A 22,321-nucleotide genomic window follows, 5' to 3' on the forward strand; every position below is an offset into this window, starting at 1 on the left:
GAAAGGACCCGGCCAGCGCTGCCGGCCGGGTCGGTCCGGGGGCGTCGCCGCCTAGCGGAACGGCGGGGCGTACTGCAGGCCGCCCTGGTTCCACAGGGCGTTCTGGCCGCGCTTGATCTTCAGCGCGCTGCCTTCACCGACGTTGCGCTCGAACATCTCGCCGTAGTTGCCGACCTGCTTGACGACCTTGACCACCCAGTCGTTGGCGAGGCCGAAGTCCTTGCCGCGTTCGCCCTCGGTGCCGAGCAGGCGCTTGGCGTCGGGGTTGGTGGCGCTCTTCACCATCTCGTCGACGTTCTTCGAGGTGATGCCGAGCTCCTCGGCGTTGAGCTGGGCGAAGAGCGTCCACTTGACGATGTCGAACCACTCGTCGTCGCCATGGCGTACCGCCGGGCCGAGCGGCTCCTTGGAGATCACCTCGGGCAGCACGACGAACTCGTCGGGGTTGGCGAACTTGATGCGCTGGGCGTAGAGCTGCGACTGGTCGGAGGTCAGGAAGTCGCAGCGCCCGGCTTCGAGGGCCTTGGCCGATTCGTCCGACTTGTCGTAGGTGATCGGCGTGAACTTCATCTTGTTCGAGCGGAAATAGTCGGCGAGATTCAGCTCGGTCGTGGTGCCGGCCTGAATGCAGACCGAGGCGCCGTCGAGCTCCTTCGCGCTCTTCACGCCGAGTTTCTTGTTCACCAGGAAGCCCTGGCCGTCGTAGTAGGTGACGCCGGCGAAGTTCAGACCGAGCGCGGTGTCGCGCGAGGAGGTCCAGGTGGAGTTGCGCGAGAGCACGTCGACCTCGCCCGACTGCAGCGCGGTGAAGCGCTCCTTGGCGGTCAGCGGGGTGAACTTGACCTTGGTCGCGTCACCGAACACGGCCGCCGCGACCGCCCGGCAGAAATCGGCGTCGATGCCGACCACGTTGCCCTTGTCGTCGGTGTAGGAGAAACCGGGCAGGCCGTCGCTGACCCCGCACTTGACGAAGCCGTTCTTCTTCACTGCATCGAGCGTGGCACCGGCGTGGGCGATGCCGGTGGTGGCGAGCAGCGCCAGCGCTGCGCCCGCGGTACGACGGAAAGAATGGGTCATGAAAGACCTCCGGGTGGGTCGTGAGAGATGAGTCGGGGTATCCGCGGCATTCCGGCCGCAACACCCGCCACGTTCTGACGTCATGCCGGTCCGGTTTGTTTCGTAAAGCGCAGGAGGCTTCACGATCCGAACTCCAAACGAGTCTAGTGCCGGAAACCGTGCATGAGAATGCTTGGCGCCGGGGGAGCGTCAATATCCCGTGACGGATGCACCGTCCGCGGGCGCGATGCACGCGAAGGGAACAGGCGTCGATGCTGGATATCCGTCGTGGGGCAAGCCCGCGAGCGTTGCCGGTCATCCATAAGTGTCTGGCTCCCGAAGGGTTGTCCGGCCGTCCAGCGGTGGTGTCGGGCGCGGTGCTAGAATTCGGCGCCCAGCGGGTCCCCGGGCGTGTCCCGGCCTCATGAAGCAAGGCGGATGCCATAGAACCGCCGCGGGTCGTTCATTTTTTGTTTGGATAGGGAATGGATCATGAAAGCACGCGTAGGCAATCGCGCGGCGATACCGTTTGCCACGGCCTTGCGGGAGACGCTGGCGCGCGGTTACCGGGGGGGCGATCTGCGCGCGGACGCGCTCGCCGGGCTCACCGTGGGCATCGTCGCCGTGCCGCTGGCGATGGCGCTGGCGATCGGCAGCGGCGTGCCGCCGCAGTACGGCCTCTACACCTCGATCGTGGCGGGCGTGCTGATCGCGCTCACCGGCGGCGCGCGCTACAACGTCTCCGGCCCGACCGCGGCGTTCATCGTCATCCTGCTGCCGATCGCCACCCGCTACGGCGTGGGCGGGCTGGTCACCGCGAGCTGCCTGGCCGGCGTCATGCTGCTGCTGATGGGCCTCGCGCGCATGGGCAGGTTGATCCAGTTCATCCCCTATCCGGTCACCACCGGCTTCACCGCCGGCATCGGCGTGGTGATCGCCTCGCTGCAGTTCAAGGACTTCTTCGGCCTGAGCCTGCCGCACGCCCCGGAATCCTTCCTCGAACGCGTGCACCTGGTGGTGCAGGCGCTGCCGGGGGCGCACCTGCCCGACCTGCTGATCGGCGCCGCGACGCTCGCCGTGCTGGTGCTGTGGCCGCGCCTGCGCACGCCGATCCCGCAGCACCTGGCGGCGCTCGCGATCGGTACCGTGCTGGCCTGGGGGTTGACGCACAGCATCAGCGGCTTCGAGGTGGCGACCATCGCCTCGCGCTTCTCCTTCACGGTGGGCGGGCAGACCCACGCCGGCGTGCCGGCGATCCTGCCGCAGTTCGTGCTGCCGTGGAGCCTGCCGGGCGCCGACGGCGCAGCGGTGGGGCTGTCGCTCGCGATGATCGAGGCCCTGATCGGCCCGGCGATGGCGATCGCGCTGCTCGGCGCGATCGAGTCGCTGCTGTGCGCGGTGGTCGCCGACGGCATGACCGGCACCAAGCACGACCCCGACGCCGAACTGGTGGGGCAGGGCATCGGCAACATCGTCGCGCCGTTCTTCGGCGGCATCGCCGCCACCGGCGCGCTCGCGCGCACCGCCACCAACATCCGCGCCGGCGCGCGTTCGCCGCTCGCCGCGGTGATCCACGCGGCGTTCATCCTGCTGGTGCTGCTCGCGCTGGCGCCGCTGCTCGGCTACCTGCCGATGGCCTCGCTCGCCGCGCTGCTGCTGCTGGTCGCGTGGAACATGAGCGAGGCCAAGCACTTCGTGCGCATCATGCAGATCGCGCCGAAGAGCGACGTGGCCGTGCTGCTGGTGTGCTTCGGGCTGACGGTGATCTTCGACATGGTCATCGCCGTCAGCGTCGGCGTGGTGCTGGCCGCGCTGCTGTTCATGAACCGCATGGCGGCGTTCGCCGGCGGCACGCTGTTCGACGGCACCGAGCATCCCGGGCTCGACGCCCCGCTGCCGAACGGGGTGCGGCTCTACGCGGTGGCCGGCCCGCTGTTCTTCGGCGCCGCCGAGAAGGCGATGTCGACGCTGCACGCGATCGACGAGCACTGCCGCGCGGTGATCCTCGACCTCGAGGACGTGCCGGTGATGGACATGACCGGCCTGGTGTCGCTCGATTCGGCGATCACCCGCCTGCGCAAGGACGGCGTCTTCGTCGCCATCGCCGGCATCCGCGCGCAGCCCGCGGCGGTCCTCGCGCGCAGCGGGATCCGCGAGCGGCCCGGCGAGCTGATCATCCAGTCGAACCTGCGCACCGCGGTGAACCGCGTGCGCCAGCACCTCGGCGAGCCCGGCACCGAGAAGCCACGCATCACCGACGCCATCATCTGACAACCGACCCGGAGGTCCGCCCGCGATGCTGATGCTGCCCGATACCTTCGTGTTCGCCGCCGGCCCCGCCGGCGCCGGGCACGGTCCCGGCTGGTGGTTCGGTTTCGCCGGCGGCCGCCTGCTGGTGCAGGACGCCGACGACCACGTGCCCCACGGCGCGCACGCGCCGTGGGGGGAGACGGGCGATACGCTGCTGCTCGGCTTCCTCGACGGGCGGCCCTGCCGTGCCCGGGCGCTGCCCGAGGATTTCGTGCCGCCGCCCGGCCTGCGCCTGGAGGGGCTGCGCGCGCTGTGGGGGCGGCTGCCCGAGGCGCTGCTCGGCGTCGCCGGGCAGGCCGCGCAGGTGCTGGCGTGGGACGCCGACCATCGCTGGTGCGGGCGCTGCGGCACGCCCACCGAGCGGCGTGCCGACGAGCGTTCGCGGCAGTGCCCGAACTGCGGCCACAGCCACTACCCGCGGGTGTCGCCGGCGATCATGGTGCGCATCGAGCGCGGCGACGAGATCCTGCTCGCGCGCTCGCCGCGCTTCCTGCCCGGCGTGTACTCGGTGCTGGCCGGCTTCGTCGACGCCGGCGAAGCGCTGGAGCAGACCGTGGTGCGCGAGGTGCGCGAGGAGGTCGGGCTGGAGCTGCGCGACCTGCGCTACGTCACCAGCCAGTCGTGGCCGTTCCCGCACTCGCTGATGATCGCCTTCACCGCGCAGTGGGCCGGCGGCGACATCGCCATCGACGGCGAGGAGATCGTCGCCGCCGACTGGTTCCGGCGCGATGCGCTGCCCGGCCTGCCGAGCCCGATGAGCATCGCCCGCCACCTGATCGACGACTGGCTGCGGCGCGGCGCCTGAGGCCGGCGGCGTTCAGGCGCCGGCCAGGCACTCGGCCAGGCGCGCGCGCAGCGCCGCCGGGTCGAGCGGCTTGCGCAACAGCGCGCGGATGCCGTGGCCGCGCAGCGTGGCCTCGGTGAGCTGCTCGGCGTGGCCGGTGCAGACGATCACCGGCAGTTGCGGGCGCAGCGCGTGCACGCGCCCGGCGAGCTCGACGCCGGTGGCGCCCGGCATGGTCTGGTCGGTGAGCAGCACATCGAAGGCGAAGGGGTCGGCGGCGAAGCGGCGGTAGGCGCTGAGGCCGTCGCTGGCGAGCGTCACCTCCAGCCCCCAGTGCTCCAGCAGCTCGCACAGGAAGCTCGCGACGATCGTCTCGTCCTCGGCCAGCAGCACGTGGCCGCTGAGCGCGGCCGGCGCCGGCGCGCGCGCGGCGCGGCCGGCGTCGGCGCCGCGCGGTGCCGCCGCGCCGGCATCGAGCGCCGGCAGCAGCACGCGAAAGCGGGTGCCGCGGCCCGGTGCACTCTCCACCAGCACGTGCCCGCCGTGGTCGTGGACGATGCCGTGCACCGTCGCGAGGCCCATGCCGCTGCCCTTGCCGACCTCCTTGGTGGTGAAGAAGGGCTCGAACATGCGGTCGAGCACCTCCGGCGCGATGCCGCAGCCGGAGTCGCTGACGCCGATCTCGACGAAGGTGCCGGACAGCGGCTGGCGGCAACTGGTGCAGAAGCCGTCGTGCAACTGCGCCGGGGCCACCGTCAGGTGCACGTGGCCGTTGCCGGCGGTGGCATCGCGCGCGTTGATGCACAGGTTCAGCAGCACCTGCTCGGCCTGGATCGGGTCGATCAGCACCGGCGACACCCCGGCCGGCTCGGCGGTGGTCAGCGCGAGCGTGGCGGGCAGGGTCGGGCGCAGCATCCCGGCGGTTTCGCGCACCAGCGCCGCCGGGTCGAGCGGCTGCGGGGTGCCGCGCTGGCCGCGGCTGAAGGTCAGCATCTGCTGGATCAGGTCGCGCGCACGCTGGCAGGCGAGCTGCGCCTGGCCGAGGTAGCGGCCGATGCGCTCGTCGGCGAGCGCCGCCGGGCGTTCGCCGACGAGCACCAGGTAGCCGGTGACGCCGGTCAGGATGTTGTTGAAATCGTGCGCGATGCCGCCGGTGAGGTGGCCGATCGCCTCCATCTTCTGCGCCTGGCGCAACTGCGCCTCGAGCTGCACGCGCTCGGCCTCGGCGCGGCGCCGCTCGGTGATGTCGCGCACCACCGCGAGCACGTGGTCCTGGCCGCGGTGGCGGATCGGCACCGCGCGCACCTCGATGTCGATGCTGCTGCCGTCGGCGCGCCGGTAGCGGCCCTCGGTCTGGCCGGGGCGGCCGGCGAGCGCGGCGGCGAGCAGGCCGGCCTCGCGCGCGCGCGCCTCGCAGGGCACGAAGCAACTGCCGTCGCCGCCGAGCATGTCCTCGCGGCTGCAGCCGAGCATCGCCAGGAAGGCCGGGTTGGCGTCGACCACGCGGTGCTCGGGGCTCCACAGCACCAGGCCGTCGACCGAGGCGTTGAACACCGCGCGGTACTGCGCCTCGCTGGCGCGCAGGCTCTGCTCGGCGAGCTTGTGCTCGGTGATCTCGCGGGTGAAGGCGAGGATGCGCGGCGTGCCGGCGATCACGGCACGCTTCAGGTAGACCTCGTCCCAGTGCAGGCTGCCGTCGCGGCTGCGCCGGTGCCACTCGAAGCGCGGCCGCTCGCCGGCGCGCGCGCGCTCGATCCACTGCAGCGCGTCGGCGCAGGTGTACGGCGGCACGCCCGAGCTGAGCTCGTCCACCGTCAGCCGCCGCATCTCCTCGCGGCTGTAGCCGTAGTTGCTGCAGGCGCGCGGGTTGACGTCGACGATCGCGCCGGTGTCGTAGTCGTGGATGAAGATGGCGACCTCGCACTCGTCGAAGATCGCGCGGTAGCTCGCCTCGGAAGCCTGCAGCGCGGCCTCGGTGCGGGCGTGCTCGAGCTCGGCGGCGATGCGGGTGGCGAAGATCTTCAGCACCGCCTCGGTGAGCTCGGGCCACGGCAGGCGCGAGCGCGTCAGCACCGCGACCAGGCCCAGCGCCTCGCCGTTGCTGGCGCTCAGCGGGTAGGCCGCGTAACCCTCGATGCCGAGCGCGGCGAACATGTCGTCGCCGTGGAACTGCTCGCGGATGCCGCTCGGGAAGCACAGGAAGTCGCGGCCGACGACGCGCTCGCAGGGGGTGCCGGCGAGGGCGTACTCGACCTCGCCGCAGGGGGTGCCGTCGATCCACAGCGCGAGCGTGTGCATGCGCGTGCGCGTGCCGTCGGCGAACGCCGCGGCGAAGGCGACCTCGGTGCCGAGGATCGCGGCGAGCTCGCCGGTCAGCCGCTTCACCGCGTCCGCGCCCTCGGCGCCCGACACCGCCAGCGCCGCGCGGCGCAGCGTGTCCTCGACGCGCTTGCGCCCGGTGATGTCGCTCGCCACGCCGCAGACCGCGTAGCAACTGCCGTCGGGGTCGTAGAGCGGGAACTTCTGCGCCAGGAACACGCGCGTCTCGTTGCCGATGCGCACCGTCTCCTCGAACTCGATCGCCTGGCCTTCCTCCAGCACGCGCCGGTCGTTGCGGCGGAAGCGTTCGGCGATGTCCGGCGGGAACAGGTCGGCGTCGGTGCGCCCGACCGCGTGGTCCGGCGTCCAGCCGGAGATGCGTGCGAACGGGCGGTTGACGAACAGGTAGCGGCCCGCCGGGTCCTTGGCGAAGACGATCGCGCTGGCGTGGTCGAGCACCTGCTGCAGCCGCATCTCGGTCTCGCGCAGCGAGCGCTCGGCGTCCCACAGGCCGGTCAGGTTCCACACCCGCACCTGCAGCCGCGTGCCGCCGGCGGGCAGCTCGGTGCGGATCAGGGTCTCGATGTCGTGCCCGCCGGCGTCCTGCAGCCGCCACTGGAAGGACTGCGCCAGCCCGGCGCGGGTGGCGGCGAGGCGCGCGGCGAGCAGCGCCGCCGGGTCGCCGTCCTCGTCCTGCAGCGGCGCCGAGAAGTCGAACGGCGAGCGCCCGAGCAGCTCGGCGCGGGTGCAGCCGAGCAGCGCGCAGGCGGCGTCGTTGCAGGTTTCGATGCCGGTGCTGCCGAGCTCGAAGCGCGCCGGTTCGGCGCGCAGCGCCGAGGCGGCCGGGGCGGCCGCGGTGTCGCGGGGGAGGGCGGACATGGGGGTGGTCTCCGCGCGGGGCGATGGCTTTGCGCCGAGTCTAGCCGCACGCGCGGGCGCGCACGGCCGCGATTACCCCGGGGTAACCATTGAAACGTGGCGGTTACAAAGTCGTCGCCGACGTATCAGTCGGTGGCCGGCACGTACATGTAACCGGCGCCGCGCACGGTGCGGATCAGCTGCGGATGCCCCGCGTGCGGCTCGATCTTGCGCCGCAGCCGGGCGATGCGGATGTCGATCGAGCGGTCGAACGGCTCCCAGTCGCGGTTGCGCGTCAGCGTCAGCAGCCGGTCGCGCGTCAGCACCGCGCCCGGGTGCTCGACGAACACCTTGAGCAGGTCGAACTCCATCGTCGTCAGCGGGATCTCGGCGCCGTCGGCGGCGAGCAGGCGGTGCGCGGCGAGGTCGAGCCGGCAGCGCCCGAGCGGCACGTAGCGCCCGGCGTCGGCGGGCGGCGGCGGCGCGGCGCCGGGCGGGGCGTTGCGGCAGCGGCGCAGCACGCTCTTCAGCCGCGCCAGCAGCTCGCGCAGGTCGAAGGGCTTGGGCACGTAGTCGTCGGCGCCGACCTCCAGGCCGACGATGCGGTCCACCACGTCGGCCGCGGCGGTGATCATGATGATGCCGAGCGTGTAGCGCTCGCGCAGGTAGCGCGCGAGCGCGAGCCCGTCCTCGCGCGGCAGGCCGAGGTCGAGCAGCACCACGTCGGGCACCGCGCGCGCCAGCGCCGCGCGCATCGCCTCGCCGCCGTCCGCCAGCGCCACCTCGAAGCCGTGGCTGTCGAGATACTCGCCGAGCATCTCGCGCACCTGGGGGTCGTCCTCGACGATCAGGACCCGCGCCTCGCCGGACATGCTCAACCCCTCCCCCTCGTGATCGCGTGCGCAGTATAGGCGGGTGCGTCGCGTGCACCGCTGCACGACCGTACGCCGTGTTTCAGCGGCGGTTACCCACCGATACCAAGTGATCCGGAACTGTCGTCAGGCGATTACCACGCGCCGGCAGGCTTTGTCCCCAGGCGCAGCACCTGCCAGCGGCAAGCGCACCGCGCCCCGACCGCCACCCCGACGCACCGGAGACCCATCATGAACACGACCCAGGCCCCTGCCCAGACCCACATGCCCTCCGCCGCGCGTGCCGGCCTCTATGCGCGCTGCATCGACATCTCCAAGCGCGTGCGCTGGGACATCGACCGCGACGTGATCCGCGGCCGGCGCTTCGACTTCAGCAAGAAGTTCCTGCCGGACGGGCTGTCGCACGTCGACCGGATGGAGTTCCTCGATGCCGGCGAGCAGCGCCTGCTGAGCCAGATCCAGGGCCGCACCTACGCCAACCTGTTCGGCCTCGCCGAACGCTTCATCGGCGCCAAGGTGCTGGAGGTGGGGCGCGAGCACGCGCTCGGCGACCAGACCGCGATGGAGGCGCTGGTGCGCTTCGCCGACGAGGAGCTGAAGCACCAGGAGCTGTTCCGCCGCGTCGAGACGATGACCGCCGCCGAGATGCCCGAGGGTTACCAGTTCCTCGCCGACCCCAATGCCGTGGCCGGTGTCGTGCTCGGCAAGTCGACCTGGGCGGTGCTGGCGCTGACCTGCAACATCGAGTTCTTCACCCAGGCGCACTACCGCGCCAGCATCGAGCCCGACGCCGGCCTCTCCGACCTGTGGAAGGACGTGTTCCTGTTCCACTGGCGCGAGGAGTCGCAGCACGCGGTGCTCGACGAGCTCGAATGGATGCGCGAGGACGCCAAGCTCGGCCCGGCGGAGCGCGACCGCGCGGTCGATGACCTGATCGAGCTGGTCGCCGCGGTCGACGGCATCCTGATGGACCAGGCCTGGGCCGATGCCGGCTACTTCCTGTCGATCGCGGGTCGGCGCTTCTCGCCGCAGGAGGCCACGCGGGTGCGTGCCTGCGTGCTCGGCGCCTACCGCTGGCAGTTCATCGGCTCGGGCATCGAGGAGCCGCGCTTCAGTGCGGCGCTCAACCGCGTCATCGACCAGGCCCAGGCGCAGCGCATCGCCGCCGCGCTGGAGCCGATCCTCCAGTAAGCCCCCGCCGGTGCTGCCGCGGCCAGCGTCCGCGGCAGCACCGGCGCGACCGGCCACCCTTCGGGAGACCCACCGCCATGGCCCTGCAATGCCCCCCCGGATTCGACAACCAGCACCTGCGCCGGCAGGTGCTCGCCACCTACGACCGCGTCGCCCGCGACCCGCACGGTGACTTCCACTTCCACCGCGGGCCGCGCTACGCGGTCGAGTTCCTGCACTACGACGCCGACGCGCTCGCCGAGCTGCCGCATACCGCCACGGCGCGCTTCGCCGGCGTCGGCAACCCGCACCGCATCGGCCCGATCGAGGCCGGCGAGACCGTGCTCGACCACGCCTGCGGCGCCGGCATGGACCTGCTGCTCGCCGCGCGGCGCGTCGGCCCCGACGGGCGCGCGATCGGCGTCGACCTGACCCCGGCGATGCGCGCCTGCGCCGTCGAGGCCGCGCGCGAGGCCGGCCTCGACGACCGCGTCGAGATCCGCGCCGGCGAGTTCGAGAGCCTGCCGGTGGCCGACGCGAGCGTCGACGTCGTGCTCTCCAACGGCGTCGTCAACCTCGCCCCCGACAAGCCCCGCGTGCTCGGCGAGGTGGCGCGGGTGCTGCGCCCCGGCGGGCGCCTGTACCTCGCCGACGTGGTGGTGCGCCGCGAGCTGACGCTCGACGCGCGCGCCAACCCCGAGCTGTGGGCGGCCTGCATCGCCGGCGCGCTGACCGAGGACGAGCTCTACACGCTGGTCCACGCCGCCGGCTTCGACCAGGTCTACATCGTCGAGCGCTTCGACTGCTTCCGCGGCACCAGCGCCGAGGCGCGCGTCGCCCGCGACCTGCGCGTGCAGTCCGTCAACCTGTTCGCACGCAGGCGCGGCCACTGAGCCGCGCCCCGGGAGAGCACCGACCATGACCCGCGACCGTCCGTCCCCTGTCCCCGTCGCCGTCCTGCCCTGGCCGGCGACCGGCGAACTCGCCGAGCGCCTGCTGCGGCTCGCCGTCGACGACGCCTGCCGCGCCGTCGCGCCCCCGCGCGAGGCCGTGCGCGCCATGCCCGCGGCGCCGGCGCGGCGCGCCGGCTGAGGGCTCAGCCCAGCAGGCGTTCGATGTAGCCCTTCAGGCGGCGCGCCTCGAAGGGCTTGCAGCAGATCTCCGACACCCCGGCGGCGCGCGCCTCGGCGAGGCGGGCCGCGTCGGCCTCGCTCGTCACCATGATCACCGGCAGCGAGCGCTGCGCGCTGTCGGTGCGGATGTGCCGGGTCAGGCCGACGCCGTCGAGCCCCGGCATGTGCAGGTCGGTGATCACCAGGTCGAAGAACTGCGCCTCGACCAGCGCCCGTGCCTCGATGCCGCCGGGGGCCTCGCTGATCTGCTCGATGCCCATGCCGGCCAGCAGCTGCCGCAGCAGGCGCCGCACCGGCGCGGAATCGTCGACCAGCAGCACGCGCACCTCCTCGGCCTCGCGGTCGGCCAGGTGCAGCTGGCCCGGCTCGAGGTGGTCGAGCACGTCGGCGAGGGTCGCGCGCAGCTCCCCGGCGGCGAAGGGCTTGCGCACGATGGCCGCGGCCCCGGCCTGGCGCAGCGGTTCGAGCTGCGGCGCGCGGGTCTCGCTCGACAGCAGCACGAAGGCCGGCCTGAAACGGCGTTCCAGCGTGTTCACGGCGCGCGCGAGCGCGTCGCCGTTCATGTCCGGCAGGTACATCGCGCTCATCACCAGGTGCAGGTCCTGCCCGTCCAGCACCGCCAGGGCCTCGCTGCCGCTGCGCGCCGTCTGTACCCGCACGATGCCGAGCGCCTGCAGGCGCGCGACGATGATGCGGGTCTGGATCGGCGAGGGTTCCACCAGCAGGACGGCGAGATCGGCGAGCTTCACGGTTCCCTCTCCATGCGCGCGGTGCGGACGTACGGGGCAGTCTAGAGTCTGCGCAGGCCCGCTGCCCGGCCGCGGCGTCTGCGGAACCGCGGGCCGCCGGCGCCGGTCCTGAAGCTGTAGGGCCGGCGGTCGCGCCGGCCATCCCCGAGGAGAGCGTCCCGATGAACCCCCTGTCCGCCACCCGTTTGCCCGCGTTTCCGCGCGCGTCGCGCCGCGGAGGCGGGCGATGAGCGCGCGCCGCCTGCTGGCGCTGGCCGCGCGTGCGCTCCTGCGCGACTGGCGCGGCGGCGAGCTGCGCGTGCTCGCGGCGGCGCTGGTGATCGCCTGCGCGGCGGTGGCGGCGGTCGGTTTCTTCACCGACCGCATGCACCTGGTGATGGAGCGCCAGGCCGGCGAGCTGCTCGGCGCCGACCTGGTGCTGCAGGCGCCGCAGCCGGCCGACGACGCGGTGGTCGCCGAAGCCGAGCGGCGCGGGCTCGCGGTCGCGCACACGGTGACGCTGCGCAGCGTCGCGGTGGCCGGCGACACCACCGCCTTCACCGAGGCCAAGGCGGTCGGGCCGGGCTACCCGCTGCGCGGGGAGCTGCGCATCAGCGATGCGCCCTACGCCGACGCGCGGCCGACGCGCGCGATCCCGGCGCCGGGTACGGCGTGGATCGACGAGCGCCTCGCCGGCGAGCTCGGGCTCGCGCTCGGCGGCACGCTCGAACTCGGCACGGCGCGGCTGAGCGTCGCGCAGATCCTCGCCTACGAGCCCGACCGCGGCGGCGACCTGTTCAGCATCGCGCCGCGGCTGATGTTCAACCTCGCCGACCTCCCCGGCACCGGGCTGATCCAGCCCGGTTCGCGCGTCGAACACCGCCTGCTGGTCGCCGGCGAGGCCGCGGCGGTCGCCGGCTACCGCAACTGGCTCGCCGCGCACACGCCGGTGAACGCCCGGGTGCAGGGGGTGCGCGACGCGCGTCCGGAGCTGCGCGCCGCGCTCGACCGCGCCGAGCGCTTCCTCGGCCTCGCCGCGGTGGTGGCGGCGATCCTCGCCGGCGTCGGCATCGCCATCGCCGCGCGGCGCTTCGCCTCGCGCCACTGGGACGCGGTCGCCATCCTGCGCTGCCTGGGTGCCACCCAGCGCCAGGTGCTGCTGCTGTTCCTGTTCGAACTGCTGCTGCTCGGCGCGCTCGCCGGGCTTGCCGGCGCCGCGCTCGGCTGGCTCGCGCAGGAGGGGCTCGCGCGCATCCTCGGCGTGCTCGCCGGCGGCGAGCTGCCGGCGCCGTCGTGGCGGCCGCTGCCGACGGCGCTCGCCACCGGTTTCATCGCGCTGTTCGGCTTCGCGGTGCCGCCGCTGCTGCAACTGCGCCGGGTGCCGCCGCTGCGCGTGCTGCGCCGCGACCTGGCGCCCGCCGATGCCTGGAGCGGCGGCGTCTACCTCGCGGCACTGGCGGCGATCGCCGCGCTGCTCTTGTGGCAGGCGGGCGATGCCAAGCTCGCCGGGCTGGTGCTCGCCGGCTGCGTCGGCGCCGCGGCGGTGCTCGCCGTGGCGGCCTTCGCCGCGCTGCGGCTGGTCGGGCGGCTGCGTTCGCGGGTGGGCATGACGTGGCGCTTCGGCCTCGCCAACCTGGTGCGACGCGGCCCGGCGAGCGTGGTGCAGGCGGTGGCGATCGGGCTCGGCATCATGGTGCTGCTGGTGCTCGGTCTGGTGCGCCAGGACCTGCTCGCCGGCTGGCGCGCGAGCCTGCCCGCCGACGCCCCCAACCACTTCCTGATCAACATCCAGCCGCAGGAGGTCGCCGGGGTGCGCGAGTTCCTGCACGCGCGCGCGCTCGCCGACACCGCGCTGTACCCGATGGTGCGCGGGCGCCTGACGCACATCGCCGGGCGCGAGGTCGCCCCCGCCGACTATGCCGAGCCGCGCGCGCAGCGCCTGGTCGAGCGTGAGTTCAACCTGTCGGTCGGCACCGAGTTGCCGTCCGACAACCGCGTCACCGCCGGGCGCTGGTTCAGCGCGGCCGACGCCGGCCAGCCGCTGGTGTCGGTGGAGCAGGGGCTCGCCGAGACCCTCGGCATCCGCCTCGGCGACCGCCTGCGCTTCGTCGTCGCCGGGCAGGCGGTCGAGGCCAGCGTGGTGGGGCTGCGCAGCGTCGAGTGGGATTCGTTCCACGTGAACTTCTTCGTGGTGTTCCCGCCCGGCGTGATCGACGCGCTGCCGGCGACCTGGATCACCAGCTTCCACCTGCCCAGGGTGCGCCAGGCGGTGCTCGCCGAACTGGTGCGCGCCTTCCCCTCGGTGACCGTGCTCGACCTCGACGCACTGATGAGCAAGGTGCGCGAGATCATCGACCGCGTGGTGCTGGCGGTGGAGTATGTGTTCCTGTTCACGCTGGCCGCCGGGCTCGCGGTGCTGTTCGCGGCGATCCAGGCGACGCGCGACGAGCGCCGCTTCGAGGCCGCGGTGGTGCGCACCCTCGGCGCCTCGCGCGCGGTGGTGCGCCACGGCCTGCTGGTCGAGTTCGCCGCGCTCGGCCTGCTCGCCGGCGTGCTCGCCGCCTGCGCGGCGGCGGCGGTCGGCTGGGGCGTGGCGGAGTTCGTGTTCACCTTCCGCTACCGCCCGGACGTCTGGCTGTGGCTGGTCGGCGCCGGTGCCGGCGCCGGCGGTGTCGGCCTCGCCGGCTGGCTCGGCACCCGCGAGGTGCTGGCGCAGCCGCCGTTGCGCACCCTGCGCGAGGGGTGAGTCCGCTCGGGCCGGCCGGCGACGCACCGCCGTGACGGTGCGGCCGGCCATCGTGGTGAGGATGCGGCGCCCGTCGCGCCGCCTGCAAAAGACCGTGCGCGCCGCCCCGCCGGCCGCGCGCCGTTACAGGAGATTCCCGATGTCCGCCGATGCCGCGCTGCGTGCGCAACTCGAAACCCTTGCCGCCGAGCTGGTCCATCGCGTGGAGCGCATCGACGCGCACGTGCACCACGCCGACGGCCCGCCGTCGCAGGACTTCGCCGAGCAGGTCACCGAACGCGAGAACGACGACGTCCTCGGCGCGCTCGGCGTCGACGCCCGCCACCAGCTCGGGCTGGTGCGCAAGGCGCTGGCGCGCCTGGACAGCGGTGACTACGGCTACTGCGCCGCCTGCGGCGCGGAGATCCCGCCGGCGCGCCTGGCGGTGCTGCCGTGGGCCGAACTCTGCGTGAGCTGCGCCGAGCGCCTGGAGCGGCGCTGACCGGCGCCCGCGATGAACCGGGCCGCTGCCGGGGCCGCGGGCAGGGCAGGGGGCCGGCGCGGGCCGCCGATGCGCGAAGGCACGCCGTCGGGCGTGGCGATGGTCACCGCGCCCGATCCGCCTGCCATCACTGGAACACTTTGGCGTTGATCGTGTGGCTGCACGACGCGGCGTTCCCGCAGGGCAGGTGGAAGACGTTGTGCCCACCTTGCAGCGTGCCCTGGCGCGCACGCAGGACGCTGAAGTCGAAGCCGAAATACACGTGCGGCCGGTTCGGGTCCTTGTACACCACGATCTCCAGGACCGGACTCTGCGGCCCGGTCGTGGCGGTCACGACGCCGCAGAGGACGATGGCATGCAGGCCGTTCTGCAAGGCCAGGTGATCGCTGTCCACGTAGTCGAAATCGAGCTTGTTGGTACTCCAGCCGATCTCGATCATGTTGCCGAAGGTGGAGTAGTTCTGCATCGCGTAATGGCCCACGCAGAGCAGCGGCTGGTGGGGCGCTCCACGCATCCTCGCATGTTGCAGAGCCGAACGACAAAGGTCAGCGGTGTTGCAACGGGCGTCCGCTGTACCGTCTTGTAATGCGCTCGTGCAATTTGCCTTTGCTCATAACTCGATCCCCATTTCACGAAGAAATCTAGATGGCTGTTTATTCCATCCGAAAACCTGCGCTGAAAAAGTCATGGTCAGAGTTTCCTGGGTACGAGTGATAGCGACAAAGCAGTTCCGGCGTTCTTCCTGCATCTCAAGGGAATTGTCGCCCTTTTTGACGGCAGCCCAACTGGGAAGCTGATCTTCCACTAGGCCTATGAGATAGACATGTCCGAATTCCATTCCCTTCGAAGCATGGATAGTGAAGCAGGGGATCGCTTCGGGTGGCTTCGGCGGTGTTTTGGAAGTTAGGTCGAGCTCATGAAGCATCTGATGCAGGCTCACGTCCTCGCCTTCGAATTTCTTGGTTATATCGGCCAAAAGTATTTTCCAGACCTCTTGCTCTTCCTCGAATTCGTTGAAAGCGCTCTCATCAGGCTGTGAACTGGCTTGACAAACTTCCGCCCAGCCGAACAGGCTGTCCGCGAAGCCACGGTAATTCAGAGAGTTCAAAAGTGGCCTGATGTCTGTTTCAAGTAGGCGCCGCGTGCGCTCCTCAAGGGTGTCGCGCTGCTTCACCTCGTCAAGCCAAGAACGCAGCAAGTCCTCGCCGTCGGCGGATGCACGGGAAAGTATCGGGGCCATCTGAATATTGATACCTTCGAGTTCGTAAAATGCCTTTGAAAGACGTGCGAGTGACTGTTTATCCTCCTTGGAGTTAACTAGGCGAAGGATCGCGTGCAGCATCCTCAATGGGGCGCTCTTGAATTCATCCTTGCGGGCTGCAAAATAAACCGGCACACCCGCCTCTTCGAGTTTTCTCCCAGCCAGATCAAGAAGCTTTTTCGTTCGGGCGAGAACAGCGCAACTTGCTCGCTCTTCCAAACTTTTTTTTGATATGTCTCGCGCGACCCATATCGCTTCCTCATCCACGGAGTCGAAGCGGAGCACCCGCACAACATCGTCGCTTTCACCCTGTTTGACCGCTTTCAGTGGTTTTTTTCCGGCCGCGCGGTTCAGGTTCTTTTCAATTAGGGCGTTGGCCAGTTCGATAACCAGCGGCGGGCAGCGGTAGTTTTCCGGAAGTTGCAACTCGGACACGCCGAAGTCATCCCGCAACGCTTGAATCCTTTTGGGGCTCGCGCCGTTCCATTGGTATATGATCTGATCATCGTCCGCCACAACGAATAGTGTGGAAGGATCTGGCTGGGCGATAAGCGAGAGAATCCGGTATTGGGAATGATTGGTGTCCTGGAACTCATCGACGAAGATATGTTTGAAAATCTTTCGGATATGCTTGGCCAAGAAGGGAAGTTTGCTCAGAAGATCGAGCGATTCGGCAATCAGGCTCGGGAAATCAAGAGAATTCGTTCGGCGCAGTGCTTCCCGGTAGGCGGTGTAGACACGAGCCAGCGGAATGGCGTTTTCCACGTTAGCCTGTTGGAGCAGGACTTCCGCCTGATCCGGTGGGATGCAATGCTCGAGAAGCCGTGTGACTGCAGGCAGGAGTTGTGCGGCCTTGAAATGACCAGGAAGTGAGTAGGTCAAATTTTTTCGGAGCTGTTCAAGAACATCGTCCAGCAATGCTTCGCGATCGATGTCGTTAGAAAGAATCTGGAAGTCGGGGCGGAAACTGAGATGATTGCCATGCTGCTGGAGCAACTCGGCCGCATAGGAGTGAAAGGTGGTGAGCCGCACTCGGCCAAGTTCGCCGGGCACCAATTCCTCGACCCTACCGCGCATTTCTGCGGCGGCCTTGTTAGTGAAAGTTAGCGCCAGAATCCGGAAATGTTGGCCGGCGGATTGCTCCAAGATACGGGCGATTCGGCTGGTCAGTACCCGTGTTTTTCCGGAGCCTGGGCCAGCCAGTACAAGAAGAGGCCCCTTGTCCCACAGCACGGCCTCACGCTGATTTTCGTTCAGTGATGATAAATCGATCATGTTTTTTCAACCTCCGGCCAGTTGGACAACGTGGGTAATAATTTCCCGAATTGATTGGGGGATGGAATCCGCTCCACGTTGTCGAACTTCTTGCACCAAGGTCTGGGCGAAAGCCGGTTTTCCTCCCGATTGCTTGATGGCCGCCTTGATCAGCAGTTTCGTCTTATTAACGTCGTCGCCCGCCGCCTCGGTTGCGATTTGCCCTTTGCGTGTATTTGTCACCATGTTTTCGATAAACCCGTCATAACCATTTCGCCAGAACTCATGCTCGATGTCGGCATGGGTTAATGCCCGTGCACGATCAGCAAGGCTTTCGCCTGTTGCGAGGTGGCCGTTTGCACGGTTCACATAATCATTTCCGGCATGGTCTCCGTCCGCCATCAGGAACCACTGAATGCCCAGTGCCTTGGCGAATTTTATAAGCGGCTCGCCCTTGTCGATGATCTGGCTTATTTCTAGAATGGAGAAGCTGACTTGATCCTGCGAATGCCCCATCAATTCAAAAAGCAGTGGCATGAGATGGAAGTCGGATTCTCCTTCCACCAGCAGCCAGCAGCGGGAAAACAGATAATGCCCTTTGGCGAGACGTATGCTGTAGTCGATGGCCTGTAGTTCCCGAGCCGTGAAGCCGTTTCTCTCAACTCGACCGACTTTCGTTTCCTTGTTGTATTTGTGCAGCCTGCGCAGCGCCGTGATTGGTACCCGCGAAACTAGGTCGCCGGAATGGCTTGTCACGAGAATCTGTCCAGCCATATTTTCTAGAAATGCTCCCAAGGAACGGATCGCAGAGGGGTGAAGGTGTGCCTCAGGTTCTTCCAGCGCCAGTATGGGGATGGATTCCGGGGCGTAGGCCTCGGCAAGGTTGGCAGCGGCGAAGGCCTGAAAGAGCATCAACACAGCGAGGCTCTGAGTGCCTTCACCATGACGATGCAGAGGAAGCTTCGCGCCGTAACTCGATTTTAGATGTACCTGGATTTTTCCGACCATGTCGAAGACACGGGTTGGAATCGCCTCTAGGGCAACTGGATCGGTGGCATCCAGTGGGACGAGTCGCCCGGCGTCGGCTATCTTTTTTGTGACCTCGGTCAATCCCACGTTCGCGCCGATTACCGATGTGTTGACCTCCCGAAGCATTTCCTCGATCCTTTCCCGCTGATCGTCGGGAAGTTGGATAGATTTAAGGAATCCACTCCAGAACTGGCCGCGTTGCCCGAACTCCTGAGAGGCGTCGCGAAGCGCGGAAAGGAAAAAGAGCGGCACAAACCGGGAGATCAGGTTGAGCGGCGTCGCGTTCTTGGGCACCAACTCCGCGCCGTTTGTATTCAGAAAGGCCCATTTGGTTTCAAAAGACCCTGATTCCGCCTGGTAGTTCCCCTTCGCCTGCAGCCAGATATGACTCAGGCCGTCCGTATCCAATTGAATTACCTCGCTCATCTGCTGGACGATGGCGTCGGGCCATTCGCTTTCCGATTCCTCGGCGAAATGCAGGGTGATCAAAATCGGGGCGGCCGTTTGGGGTGTTGCGGCTGCATCTTTCAGATGGAAATCGTATTCAGTGAACCGGCCATCTCGCCGGATGCCGAAACCGCGCGTCAGCACTAGGCGGATGGCCTCCAGCACGGTTGACTTGCCGGTATTGTTTTCACCGATGAGTACCGTCAAGCGATCCAAGGGAAGATGCAATGAGCGGATGCCCCGAAAATTTTCTATTTTGACTTCAATAAGCTTCATTGTTCAAATTCCTGGTTACATTCTATATGCCGTGTCAAATTTCTTTTCACATAACAATTATTAGGCAACCTATCGGTCGCATAATTACGCTACGCGATTGCGGGACACTTGTCGAAAAGTAGTGGTCGGTCGGTTGTCTGGCAAGACTATGCCCACAAATCCGCAAATCCGCACATGCGTTAGGCGGATGTCATCGGCTTGCGAAATCCGTCATGCGGACCACATGTGCGAGGCTTGCGCCGATACCGTGCGGCCATGCGATCCCGGCAGCGATGCAGACGACGGCGCTCGAAGTTCCCGCGTCGTCCCGATCCTGTGGCGCCTGGAATGGCGCGCATGAGCGAAGCCGAGATTCGCCGGGCGTGCGGGCCGTGGCCCGTGGCGCCGCTGCCGCCCCCGCGGGCGGGGGGCGGCAGCGGCGTGGCGGTGGGGTCAGCCGCCGGCGGCGGTGGCGGGCAGTGGTGGGGTGTCGGCCGGCTTCCAGCTCGCGTCGGGGTTGTAGCGCGTCATCTGCCGGGCGATGCGGGCGGTGTCGGGGCCGAGGTCCTTCTGCAGCACGCGCCCGTCGTGGTTGACCAGGAAGCTCATCACGCCGGAGTTGCCGTAGTTCGCCGGCCACGCGACCACCGCGAAGCCGCCGATCTGCTGGCCGTTGACCACGTAGTCGTAGGCGCCGCCGGGGGCCGACGGGCCCTGGCGGCCGAGCAGGCGGAAGTGGTAGCCGTGGAAGGGCGGCGGCGTGCCGGCCTTGCCGCGGTGGCCGACGCGATAGCCCTCGCCGGCGGCCTCCGCCACCAGTGGCCCGAGCGGGCTCGGCGGCTCGCCCGGCGCGGTCTCCCAGTAGAGCCCGTCCTGCCGGCCGGGGTGGCTGGCGAAGCGCCCGGCGTATTCGAGCAGGCCGTCGCCGTCACGGTCGGCGACGGCGTATTCGTGCTCGGCATCGACGATCGCGCGCAGCACCTCGATCGCCGACAGCTCGTTGCGCCCGACGCGCCGCGCGAGCATTTCCTCGCGCCCGGCGATGGCGTCGAAGCGCCAGCCGTTGCGGGTCTTGACCAGTGGGATCGGCATCGGCCAGCGGTCGGTGCCGACCACCAGGGTGGTGCGGTCGGGGCCGGCGTCCTCGAAGGCGTGCTGCGTGCGGTAGGCGTCGATGAAGCGCGACAGCGCCTCGGCGTCGGCGGCGGCGTCGCCCGAGCGCACCCAGTTGCGGGCGCCGGCGCCGAGCACGGCGTCGATGTCGCTCGGGCGGCCCGATTCGACCGCGGCGATCAGCGCGGTGACGGCGGCCTCGGTCGACGCGAAGGTGCGCGCGCTGCGCGTGCTGGCGGCGCCGGCCTCGCCGGCGAGGCCGGTGCACAGCGCCACCGTGCAGGCGAGGGCGACGAGGTTGCCGGCGCGGCGCGGCGGGGTAGCGGAATGCGCGGTCATGGGCGGATCTCCGGGTAGGCGTGAGGGCGAACGGTCAGCGGAAGCGGCCACCGCCACCCCCCCGGCCGCCGCCGCCGCCGCCGGCCCGGCCGCCGCCACCACCACCGCCGAAGCTGCCGCGGCTGGCGTTGCCGCGCTGGCTGAAGTCGCGGGTGCTGGAGCCGCTGCCGACGCCGTCGAAGGCCCCGCTGCTGCGCCCGGTCGTCGCGGCCGGCCGGTCGAACGACGAACTGCCGCGCGACGCGCCGCCGACGTCGGAGCGCGAGGAGCCCTGCCGCGGCGTCGCCCCGGCGCTGCGCGGCGACTCGCGCGTGCCGGCGCTCGGCCGCGTGCCGGTGCCTTCGCGGGTGCGCGCCCCGGCGTTCTGGCGGCTGCTCGGCTGGCGGGTGGCCTCGCGCGTGCCGGCGCTGCCGCGCTGCCGCTCGGCGCCGCCGCGCTGGTTGTCGCGCACCTGTGGCGCCTGCACGTCGCGCGACTGCACGGCGCCGCGCTGGATGTCGCGCTGGCCGGCTTCGGCACGGCCGCGGAAGGCTTCGCGCGACTTCGCCGCGTCGGCGCCGCCGCTGGTGGGGCGGAAGCGGTTCGCGGTGGCGTTGTCGCGGTAGGCGACGCCCTTGCGGTGGTCGACGTTGTGATCCCAGCGCGCGCGGTTGCCGTCGATGCGGTTGCGGTCGATGTTGGAAACGTTGTTGCGGTTGAAGCTGTTGTTGAAGTTGTTGTAGCGGTTGACGTCGATGTCGACGTCGCCGCGGCCCCAGTCGCAGTCGCCCCACAGGGCGGCGCCGATGGCGACACCGGTGGCGAAGGTGAAGAACGCCGCGCCCGGCGCGTAGGCCGGGCCCCAGTAGTAGGGCGGCGGGCTCGGGTACCACCACGAGCCGTAGACCACGGTCGGGTTGTAGGTGGGCACGTACACCACTTCGGGGTCGGCGGGGACGATCTTCACCACGGTCTGCGGCTGCTGGTTGACCGTGGCCTGCTCGACGACGACGTTCTGCTCCTTGGTGGTCTTCAGGTTGCCGGCTTCATGGGCCTTCAGGCGCAGGTTCTGCACCGTGGCCATCACCTCCTGCTGCTGGGCGAGGAAGGCGTCGCCGAGCTTCTGCGTCCAGTCCAGGTGCTCGTTCATCGTCGCCAGCACCTGCGGGAAGGCGGTCAGCGACTTCACGCTCGCATCCCAGGGCTTGGCCGACATCGCATCCTCCAGCGCCTTGCCGGTCACCTTGGGGTTGGCCTTGGACCAGCGCGCCGCCTCGACCACTTCGAGCGGGTAGGTCGAGGCCATCAGCACCTGCGCGAGCAGCGCGTCGGGGTAGAGCGCGATCGGCGCGAGCAGCTCGTCGAGCTGCTGCTGGGTGAAGGGCTTGGGGCTGTCCTGGGCGGGGACGGGCACAGCCATCGCCCACAGCAGACAGGCCAGCAGCCAGACGGCGAACTTCGGATGCGGTCGGGTCATGGCGGTCTCCGCGGCGGCGTTTCAGTTGAGATCGGGGTCGAGCAGGTACTTGGTGCCGCCCCAGTTGGCCTGCACGTTCACGCCCGAGTCGGTGAGGTTGTAGATCGACAGGTAGGGCGTGAACGACAGCATGGCGTCGGCCGAGCTGCCCGCGCCGCCGGGCTTGACCACCGCGTTGCCCTGGGCGCCGACGTCGACGCCGAGCTGCAGGAACTGGTCGAGCACCTCGGCGTTCTTGAACACCAGCACGTTGCGGTAGCGCATGTAGCCGAGGCCGGGCCCGGTGCCGGCGCGCAGCATGCGGATGAAGGTCTCCTTGCCGGTGCGCTTGTCGACGATCACGCCCTGGCCCTGGGCGCCGACCAGCAGCACCACGTTGAGGCCCTCGGCGCCGATCACCGCGTAGCCGACGGACTTGCCGATCTCCTGGCGGGTCTCGGGCTTGGCCTTGTACAGGTCGGCCAGCGTGTGGTCGCGCAGCGCCAGCAGTTCCTGGCGCCCGGCCTCGCGTTGCGCGGGGGTGAGCTTGGCTCCGCCCTCGACGGCGGAGGTCATCGCCGAGTCGTTCATGCAGCCGGTGAGCAGGGTGGCGGCGAGGAGGGCGAGCGTGAGGTGGCGGTGCGTCATGAAGGATTCCGTGCGATGGAGGAGGTGTCTGCGACAAGGTAGATCAAGCGCCGCCCGCCGTGGGCCGCCGCGCTTGATCGGCG

General features: G+C 69.5%; 17 protein-coding genes. 7 read left to right on the forward strand and 10 right to left on the reverse strand.

Annotated elements, in window-relative coordinates:
• Nucleotides 1-51: 51 nt before the first annotated feature.
• Nucleotides 52-1,077 carry an amino acid ABC transporter substrate-binding protein gene (locus EV699_RS01295; protein ID WP_132538181.1) on the reverse strand — a complete coding sequence of 342 codons (1,026 nt, stop codon included), beginning with the start codon at nt 1,075-1,077 and terminating at the stop codon, nt 52-54.
• A gap of 471 nt (nt 1,078-1,548) precedes the next feature.
• On the opposite strand from EV699_RS01295, the gene dauA reads away from it, so the two are divergent.
• The gene (gene dauA, locus EV699_RS01300) at nt 1,549-3,327 is read left to right on the forward strand and encodes a C4-dicarboxylic acid transporter DauA (protein ID WP_132538183.1); all 1,779 of its coding nucleotides are present in this window, start codon (nt 1,549-1,551) and stop codon (nt 3,325-3,327) included.
• Between the two features lie 25 nt (nt 3,328-3,352).
• Nucleotides 3,353-4,171, forward strand: a complete 819-nt coding sequence (gene nudC, locus EV699_RS01305; protein ID WP_243662518.1) for an NAD(+) diphosphatase — start codon at nt 3,353-3,355, stop codon at nt 4,169-4,171.
• Nucleotides 4,172-4,183: 12 nt separating this feature from the next.
• Here the strand turns inward: nudC and EV699_RS01310 are convergent, their stop codons facing one another.
• Together EV699_RS01310 and EV699_RS01315 are read right to left on the reverse strand one after the other, a co-directional pair.
• Nucleotides 4,184-7,348, reverse strand: coding sequence for a PAS domain-containing hybrid sensor histidine kinase/response regulator (locus tag EV699_RS01310; RefSeq protein WP_132538185.1), 3,165 nt, complete (start codon nt 7,346-7,348; stop codon nt 4,184-4,186).
• A 125-nt stretch (nt 7,349-7,473) separates the two neighbouring features.
• The gene (locus EV699_RS01315) at nt 7,474-8,199 is read right to left on the reverse strand and encodes a response regulator (protein ID WP_132538187.1); all 726 of its coding nucleotides are present in this window, start codon (nt 8,197-8,199) and stop codon (nt 7,474-7,476) included.
• A 231-nt stretch (nt 8,200-8,430) separates the two neighbouring features.
• On the opposite strand from EV699_RS01315, the gene EV699_RS01320 reads away from it, so the two are divergent.
• The 3 genes from EV699_RS01320 to EV699_RS19785 all read left to right on the forward strand — a co-directional run bounded on the left by EV699_RS01320 (nt 8,431) and on the right by EV699_RS19785 (nt 10,461).
• Nucleotides 8,431-9,390 (forward strand): hypothetical protein, encoded by a 960-nt coding sequence (locus EV699_RS01320; RefSeq protein WP_165903982.1) that lies wholly within the window; start codon nt 8,431-8,433, stop codon nt 9,388-9,390.
• Between the two features lie 77 nt (nt 9,391-9,467).
• The gene (locus tag EV699_RS01325) at nt 9,468-10,262 is read left to right on the forward strand and encodes a methyltransferase domain-containing protein (protein WP_132538189.1); all 795 of its coding nucleotides are present in this window, start codon (nt 9,468-9,470) and stop codon (nt 10,260-10,262) included.
• Between the two features lie 25 nt (nt 10,263-10,287).
• Nucleotides 10,288-10,461: a hypothetical protein gene (locus tag EV699_RS19785; protein WP_165903983.1), complete on the forward strand. Its 174-nt coding sequence runs from the start codon at nt 10,288-10,290 to the stop codon at nt 10,459-10,461.
• Nucleotides 10,462-10,465: 4 nt separating this feature from the next.
• Here EV699_RS19785 and EV699_RS01330 read toward each other — a convergent pair whose 3' ends face one another.
• On the reverse strand, nt 10,466-11,251 hold the full coding sequence (locus tag EV699_RS01330; RefSeq protein WP_132538191.1) for a response regulator: 786 nt from the start codon (nt 11,249-11,251) through the stop codon (nt 10,466-10,468).
• 226 nt (nt 11,252-11,477) lie between these two features.
• Here EV699_RS01330 and EV699_RS01335 point away from each other — a divergent pair, with 226 nt between their 5' ends.
• Nucleotides 11,478-13,976 (forward strand): ABC transporter permease, encoded by a 2,499-nt coding sequence (locus EV699_RS01335; RefSeq protein WP_132538193.1) that lies wholly within the window; start codon nt 11,478-11,480, stop codon nt 13,974-13,976.
• A 139-nt stretch (nt 13,977-14,115) separates the two neighbouring features.
• Entirely contained in the window at nt 14,116-14,457 is a 342-nt protein-coding gene (locus EV699_RS01340; RefSeq protein WP_132538195.1) for a TraR/DksA family transcriptional regulator, read from the forward strand.
• A 127-nt stretch (nt 14,458-14,584) separates the two neighbouring features.
• On the opposite strand, the gene EV699_RS01345 is transcribed toward EV699_RS01340, so the two are convergent.
• The 6 genes from EV699_RS01345 to EV699_RS01375 form a co-directional block, all read right to left on the reverse strand.
• Nucleotides 14,585-14,971 (reverse strand): hypothetical protein, encoded by a 387-nt coding sequence (locus EV699_RS01345; protein ID WP_132538197.1) that lies wholly within the window; start codon nt 14,969-14,971, stop codon nt 14,585-14,587.
• Between the two features lie 96 nt (nt 14,972-15,067).
• Nucleotides 15,068-16,993: an ATP-dependent helicase gene (locus tag EV699_RS01350; RefSeq protein ID WP_132538199.1), complete on the reverse strand. Its 1,926-nt coding sequence runs from the start codon at nt 16,991-16,993 to the stop codon at nt 15,068-15,070.
• A 6-nt stretch (nt 16,994-16,999) separates the two neighbouring features.
• A complete protein-coding gene (locus tag EV699_RS01355) occupies nt 17,000-18,724 on the reverse strand; it encodes an ATP-dependent nuclease (RefSeq protein WP_132538201.1) in 1,725 nt (574 codons plus the stop codon).
• Nucleotides 18,725-19,156: 432 nt separating this feature from the next.
• Entirely contained in the window at nt 19,157-20,155 is a 999-nt protein-coding gene (locus tag EV699_RS01365; protein ID WP_132538203.1) for a DUF2950 domain-containing protein, read from the reverse strand.
• A gap of 34 nt (nt 20,156-20,189) precedes the next feature.
• A complete protein-coding gene (locus EV699_RS01370; RefSeq protein WP_132538205.1) occupies nt 20,190-21,611 on the reverse strand; it encodes a DUF3300 domain-containing protein in 1,422 nt (473 codons plus the stop codon).
• Nucleotides 21,612-21,632: 21 nt separating this feature from the next.
• A complete protein-coding gene (locus tag EV699_RS01375; protein WP_132538207.1) occupies nt 21,633-22,238 on the reverse strand; it encodes a lipid-binding SYLF domain-containing protein in 606 nt (201 codons plus the stop codon).
• Between the last annotated feature and the right edge of the window lie 83 nt (nt 22,239-22,321).

This window comes from Plasticicumulans lactativorans (assembly GCF_004341245.1).
Taxonomy (GTDB): domain Bacteria; phylum Pseudomonadota; class Gammaproteobacteria; order Competibacterales; family Competibacteraceae; genus Plasticicumulans_A; species Plasticicumulans_A lactativorans.